The sequence below is a fragment of the Streptomyces milbemycinicus genome (assembly GCF_002154605.1).
In the GTDB taxonomy this organism is placed as follows: Bacteria; Actinomycetota; Actinomycetes; order Streptomycetales; family Streptomycetaceae; genus Streptomyces; species Streptomyces milbemycinicus.
The window spans coordinates 1-7727 of sequence record NZ_MUNE01000820.1; the positions used below are offsets into that span (position 1 = coordinate 1).

Annotated in this window: 1 protein-coding gene; it reads left to right on the top strand. The window is 71.2% G+C overall.

Translation table 11 applies throughout. From position 1 onward, the window contains the following. On the top strand, window positions 1-7727 hold a 7727-nt coding region (locus tag CCN51_RS46990; protein ID WP_086860980.1), incomplete at both ends, for a non-ribosomal peptide synthetase.

A 7727-nucleotide genomic window follows, 5' to 3' on the forward strand; every position in this document is an offset into this window, starting at 1 on the left:
CGGTGAAGTCCAACCTCGGCCACCCGGAGGCGGCCTCGGGCATCGCCCAGTTGACCAAGGTCGTACTGCAACTGCGCCATCAGCAGCTCGCTCCTCTGGTGGCGGCCGGCGTTCCGAATCCCAATCTGGATCTGGACGGAACGGCGTTGCGGTTGTGCGAGACGCTGTCGGACTGGGAACCCCGGGGCGAGGCCGACGCCCCGGCGCCACGTCGTGCGCTGGTCAACTCGGTGGCGGCGGGCGGCAGCCATGTCAGCCTGGTCATCGAGGCACCGCCGAAGGTCGAGGCCGTGGTGGAAGGTGCCCACGACCCCGGACGTCAGCTGGTGGTGGTGTCCGGCCGGACCGACGAGCGGCTACGGATCGCGGCGCGCAGGCTGCACACGTATCTGGTGGACCACGCGGACACGGTGCACCTGGCCGATGTCGCGTACACCACGCAGCGTGGCCGAGAGGCCCTGCCCGAACGCCTCGCCGTGGTGGCGGGGTCCACGGAAGGACTCATCCAGGCGCTGGCCCGTTATCTGGACGACGACGTCGTCGACGGCCCGCTCCCGGGCGCACCGGTGTACGCGGGCAACGCCGACGACGGTGCGGGCCCGGTAGCCGGAGTGCTGACCAGCGCCCGGGGCGAGACGTTGCTCGCCGGGCTGGTGGCGGACGGTGAGCTGGAGCACCTGGCCGAACTGTGGGTCCACGGGGTCGATGTGCCGTGGGCCGGGCTCCACGACGGGGCGCGCCGGCTGGTGTCGCTGCCGACCACCGCGTTCGAGTCGGGTCGGTACTGGGCCGGCCGCAAGCCGGTGGCCGCGGGCCCCGCGCCGACCGAGGCACAGCCGGGCGTAGCCGCGCCGCCCGGGCCACACCCGGGCGGCGACGCTGCGGCCGGCGCCCAGGAACACGCCGCGCGCACCGAACCCCCGGCGGACCGCGGCCTCTCCGAGGCCGAGCGGACCATGGTCACCGCCTGGTCGGAGGCCCTGGAGATCGACGCCGACCAGCTCGGCGCCGACAGCAACTTCCTGACGCTCGGCGGCAACTCGCTGCTGGCAACCCGGCTGATCAACGGGCTGCAGCAGCAGACCGCCGTTGACCTGCCCGTCCAGGCCGTCTTCAACGCCCCCCGGCTCGCCGACATGGCCGCCGAGCTGGAGCGCCGCACACCGTCCGGTACCACCGCGGCCCTGTCGACGGAGCTCGCCATCATTCCGTCGGCGCCCGAGTCCCCCGACCAATCCGTTCCCCTGTCGTTCACCCAGCAGCGCCTGTGGTTCCTGGCGCAGCTGGACGGGGCCAGCACCGCCGCCTACACGATCCCGATGGCGGTACGGCTGCGCGGACCCCTGGACCGCCCCGCGCTGGTGCGCGCGCTGGAGGAGGTGGTGCGGCGGCATGAAGCGCTGCGCACCCGGTTCGTGGACCACGACGGCGTGCCGTACCAGCACATCGGCGACGGCCGGGACTTCGCCGTCCGCGAGGAGGACCTGGCCGACCCCGCCGAGCTGCCGGGGCTCTGTGGGCGGGAGGCGGTGGCCCCGTTCGACCTGGAGCGCGGCCCGCTGGTGCGGGCACGGCTGCTGCGCGAGTCCGAGCGCGAACACGTACTGCTGGTCACGATGCACCACGGCGTGTCCGACGGCTGGTCGGCCGGTGTCCTGTACCGCGATCTGGCCGCCCTGTACGAGGCGTTCCGCACCGGCCGCCCCTCGGCCCTGGAGCCGCTGCCCGTCCAGTACCGCGACTACGCCCACTGGCAGCGCCAGTGGCTCGCGGGCGAGGTGCAGAGCCGCCAGGTGGACTACTGGACGCGGCAGCTCGCCGGGGTCGATCCGCGGCTGACGCTGCCCACGGACCGGGAGCGCCCGCCGATCAAGACGTACCGCGGGGGGCGTGAGAGCTTCCGGTGTCCGGCCGAGCTGGTCGACGGGTTGCGGGAGGTCGGCGCCCGGCACGACGCCACGCTCTATATGACGCTGCTCGCGGCCTACCACGTCGTGCTGCACCGCTACACCCAGCAGACGGACATCGCCGTCGGCACGGTGGTGGCGAACCGCAACCGCCGCGAGGTGGAGGGGCTGATCGGCTTCTTCGCCAACACCCTGGTGATGCGCGCCGACCTGGCGGACGACCCGGCCTTCGCCGAACTGCTGACGCAGGTGCGCAAGTCCGCGCTGGAGGCGTACGACCACCAGGACGTGCCCTTCGAGGCCGTGGTGGACGCGCTGCGGCTGGAGCGCAGCCTCAGCCACTCGCCCGTCTTCCAGACGATGTTCGTGCTGCAGGAGGCGCAGACCGAGCAGGAGACCCGGCTGGGCGAGGCCGAGGTGCTGCCGGTCGAGTTCGACGTGGATGTCACCAAGTTCGACGTCACGCTCGATCTGCGCGAGACCCCGGACGGGCTGGTCGGCACCGTCGAGTACAACACCGACCTGTACGACGCGGACACCATCCGCCGCTTCGCGCGCCACTACACCACCCTCCTCGCCTCCGTCGCCGCCGACCCGAGGGAGAAGGTCTCCCGGCTGGTCCTGCTGGATCAGGCCGAGCGCCACCGGGTCCTGGTCGAGTGGAATGAGCGGCCGGGTGGTGTGGTGTCGCGGGAGCGGAGTGTTCACGGGTGGTTCGAGGAGGTGGTGGCCGGGTCGCCGGATGTGGTGGCGGTGGAGTACGAGGGTTGTTCGCTGACGTATGGGGAGTTGAACGCGCGGGCGAATCGGTTGGCGCGCCATCTGCGTGGGCTGGGTGTGGGCCGGGATGTGCTGGTGGCGCTGTGTCTGCCGCGCAGTGAGCGACTGCTGGTGTGTGTGCTGGCGGTGCTCAAGGCCGGCGGCGCCTACGTACCGCTGGACCCGGCCGCACCGGTGGAGCGGCTTGCCCATGTACTGCGGGACAGCGCGCCCCGGGTGCTGGTCGTCGACGGGCGGGTCCCGGAGGCGCTGGACACTGCCGAGATCCCGGTGATCGACGTACGGGCGGACGTTGCGCAGTGGGACGGTCTGCCGGACGGCGACCTGGCGCCTGCCGAGGTGGGGTCCGCGCCGTCCGACGCGGCGTATGTGATCTACACATCGGGATCGACCGGTGTGCCCAAGGGCGTGCTGGTGGAGCACCGGAATGTGACGCGGCTGTTCACCGCGACCGAGGGGTGGTTCGGTTTCGGGAGTGAGGATGTGTGGACGCTGTTCCACTCCTTCGCGTTCGACTTCTCGGTGTGGGAGATGTGGGGGGCGCTGCTGTACGGCGGGCGGCTGGTGGTCGTACCGCAGACGGTGACGCGTAACCCGGGGGAGTTCTACGAGCTGCTGTGCAGCGCCGGGGTCACGGTCCTCAGTCAAACCCCCAGTGCCTTCCGGCAGTTGATCGCAGCGCAGGGCGAGGAGGGCGCGCCGCACCGGCTGCGGACGGTGGTGTTCGGCGGTGAGGCGCTGGACGTGGCGGCGCTCGACCCGTGGCTGCGGCGCCCGCTCAACGGGGACACCCAGCTGGTCAACATGTACGGCATCACCGAAACCACCGTCCATGTGACGTACCGGCCACTGACGCCGGCCGACATCCACGGATCGGCCAGCCCGATCGGGGTGCGCATCCCGGATCTGCGGGTGTATGTGCTGGACGGGCAGGGCGAGCCGGTGCCGGTCGGTGCCGTGGGCGAGCTGTACGTGGGTGGCGCCGGTGTGGCCCGTGGCTACCTCAACCGCCCGGAACTGACCGCTCAGCGCTTCCTCCCCGACCGGTTTGCCGGGCAGCCGGACGCCCGGATGTACAGGACCGGCGATCTGGTGCGGCAGCGTCCCGACGGCTCGTTGGAGTATGTGGGCCGCAACGACGGCCAGGTCAAGATCCGGGGATTCAGGATCGAGCTCGGTGAGATCGAGGCCGCCGTGGGCCGCCATGAGGCGGTGCGCTCATGTGTGGTGGTGGCCCGGGAGGACCAGCCGGGCGGCAAGCAGCTGGTGGCGTACGTGGTCCCGGCGGTCAAGCACCCGGAGCAGGATCTGCGGGCCGAGCTGGGCAGGCATGCGGAGCGGCTGCTGCCGGAGTACATGGTGCCCAGTGCGTTCGTGGTCCTTGAGACGCTGCCGCTGACGACGAACGGCAAGCTGGACCGCAAGGCGCTGCCCGCCCCCGGGATCGACGCGTATGCGCGGCGGGAGTACGTGGCCCCGAGCACGGCCACCGAGCGGGCACTGGCCGCGGTGTGGGCGGAGCTGCTGGGGTTCGACGAGGAGCGTGTCGGCGCGGGCGACAACTTCTTCGAGTTGGGCGGGCATTCGCTGCTGATCACGGTGCTGGTGGCCAGGATCAAGGAGCTGGGCCACGAGGTGTCGGTACGAAACGTGTTTGCCAGCCCGACGCTGGCCCGGCTGGCCGCGGAGATCGACCGAGGCGTGGCGGCCGAGGCATATGAGCCGCCGCCGAACCTGATCGAGGAGGGGTGCGAGCGCATCACCCCGGACCAGTTGCCGCTGGTGGAGCTGGCCCAGGAGCAGATCGACGCCATTGTGGCCACCGTGCCCGCAGGCGCGGCGAACGTATCGGACATCTATCCGCTGGCCCCCGCGCAGGAGGGCATCCTCTTCCACCATCTGCTGGACCCGGACAACGACCCGTACCTGGTCTCCATCCTCCTGGCCGCCGACGACAAATCGGCGTGCGACAGGTTCACCCGGGCCCTGCAAGCGCTCATCGACCGGCACGACGTCCTGCGCACCGCCGTGCGTACCACAGGGCTGCCCGAGCCCGTGCAGATCGTGCAGCGCACCGCCCGCCTGACCGTGGAGCGGACCCTGCTGGACCCGGACCATGACGTCGAGCGGCAGGCGCGGGCCCTGCTGGACCGGCCGCGGGCCCTGGCCGTGGACCAGGCGCCGCTGCTGCGCCTCCTCATCGCCGAGGACCCGCATACGGACCGCCGCTACCTGCTGCTCAGCGCGCACCACCTCATCGAGGACGCCACCACGCTACGGCTGTTCCTCCAGGAGCTCGCGGTCCACATGGCGGGCCGGACCGAACCGCCACCCCCGGCCCCGTACCGCGACTTCGTCGCCCACACCCTGCACCGGATGGCGTCGACCGACGCGGAGACGCACTTCCGGGCCGCCCTCGGCGATGTGCACGAGCCGACCACGCCCTTCGGGCTGACGAACGTACGGGGCGACGGCCACCGGTACCCGCAGCTGCGCCGCGCCCTGCCCGCGGAGCTCACCCGACAGATACGCGCGCAGGCCCAGCGGCTGCACCTCAGCCCCGCCTGCCTCTTCCACGCCGCGTGGGCGTGTGTGGTGGCCGCGGCCACCGGCCGGGACGACGTCGTCCTGGGCACCGTGATGTCCGGACGGCTGCAGGGCGTGCCCGGGGTGGAGCGGATGCTGGGCAACTTCATCAACACCCTGCCCCTGCGGGTCCGCCTCGCCGGCAGGACCGTACGGGAGCTGATCGCGGACGTCGACAGCGGGCTGCAGGAGCTGATCGCCCGCGAGCAGACCCCGCTGAGCCTGGCCCAGTCCAGCAGCGGCTTGGGCGGCGACGCCCTGTTCAGCTCGGTCGTCAACGTCCGCCACTTCGAACCGGGCCACGGCGGCCCGGCCGCGACCGGCCTGGAGGAGCAGGGCATCCACTGGCTGGGGGAGACCGACGCCATCAACTACCCGCTGTCACTGTCCCTGGACGACTTCGGCAGCGAACTCTCCCTGCATGTACGGGTGGACGACGCCGTGTCGTGCGAAGCGGTCGTGGACTACGTGGAGACCGCGCTGACCGGTATCGTCGCCGCCCTCGCCACCCACGACGGCACCCGGACCGAAGCGCTCGCCGTCGACGTCCTGCCCGCCGCCGAGCGCCACCGGGTCCTGGTCGAGTGGAATGAGCGGCCGGGTGGTGTGGTGTCGCGGGAGCGGAGTGTTCACGGGTGGTTCGAGGAGGTGGTGGCCGGGTCGCGGGATGTGGTGGCGGTGGAGTACGAGGGTTGTTCGCTGACGTATGGGGAGTTGAACGCGCGGGCGAATCGGTTGGCGCGCCATCTGCGTGGGCTGGGTGTGGGCCGGGATGTGCTGGTGGCGCTGTGTCTGCCGCGTAGCGAGCGACTGCTGGTGTGTGTGCTGGCGGTGCTCAAGGCCGGTGGCGCGTATGTGCCCATCGACCCGGCCGTCCCCGTGGAGCGGCTGCGCTACATCCTCGACGACAGCGCGCCCCGGGTGCTGCTGGTCGACGGATCCGTCCCCGACGGTCTTGACACCCTCGACATCCCGGTGGTCGACATCCACGCCGACGCCCCGGCATGGGAGAGTTTGCCGGACGGCGACCCGGACCACACCGGCGGGGCACCCACCGACCTCGCCTATGTGATCTACACCTCCGGATCCACGGGCGCGCCCAAGGGCGTGCTGGTGGAGCACCGGAATGTGACGCGGCTGTTCACCGCGACCGAGGGGTGGTTCGGTTTCGGGAGTGAGGATGTGTGGACGCTGTTCCACTCCTTCGCGTTCGACTTCTCGGTGTGGGAGATGTGGGGGGCGCTGCTGTACGGCGGGCGGCTGGTGGTCGTACCGCAGACGGTGACGCGTAACCCGGGGGAGTACTACGAGCTACTGTGCTCGGCCGGGGTCACGGTTCTCAGCCAAACCCCCAGTGCCTTCCGGCAGTTGATCGCAGCGCAGGGCGAGGAGGGGGCCCCGCACCGGCTGCGGACGGTGGTGTTCGGCGGTGAGGCGCTGGACGTGGCGGCGCTCAAGCCGTGGCTGCGGCGCCCGCTCAACCGGGACACCCAGCTGGTCAACATGTACGGCATCACCGAAACCACGGTGCACGTGACGTACCGGCCGCTGTCGGTGGCCGACACCGACGGCTCCGCCAGCCCCATCGGGGTGCGCATCCCCGATCTGCGTATCTACGTCCTGGACGGCCGAGGCCGCCCGGTCCCCCTCGGCGCGGTCGGCGAACTGCACGTCGGTGGCGCGGGTGTGGCCCGCGGCTATCTCAACCGGCCCGAACTGACCGAGCAGCGCTTCCTCCCCGACCCGTACGGCGACCGGACCGGCGCCCGGATGTACCGGACCGGAGACCTGGTGCGGCAGTTGCCCGACGGGTCGCTGGAGTACGTCGGCCGCAACGACGACCAGGTCAAGATCCGCGGGTTCCGCATCGAGCTGGGCGAGATCGAGGCCGCCCTGGCCCAGCACGAGGCCGTCGCCCACGGCGTGGTCGTCCCACAAGGGTCCGCCGACGGCCGCACTCTGGTCGCCTATCTACGCCCCACCCGGCAGTGGTTGGACGCCGCGGCCCAGGAGCAGAACACCCTCCTGCTGGACCAGTGGCAGACGGTCTTCGAGGACGAGTACGCCGGATCCCACGACGAGCACGACAAGCACCCCGCCGATGACCTCAACCTTGCCGGGTGGGAGAGCAGCTACACCGGCCGGCCCATCCCCGAACCCGACATGCGCGAGTGGATCGACGGCACCGTCCACCGCATCCACCAACTCCGTCCCCAGCGGCTGCTGGAGATCGGCTGCGGCACCGGGCTCCTGCTCTTCCGCTACGCCGAGGCATGCCGGGCCGTCCACGCCGTGGACCTGTCCGCCTCCGCGCTGGCCGACGTACGCCAGGGGGTCGAACGCCGCGGCTGGTCGCATATCACCCTGGCCCAGGGCGACGCCCTCTCGGTCGCCGACCTGCCCGAAGCCGGTTTTGACACCGTCGTCATCAACTCCGTCGCCCAGTACTTCCCC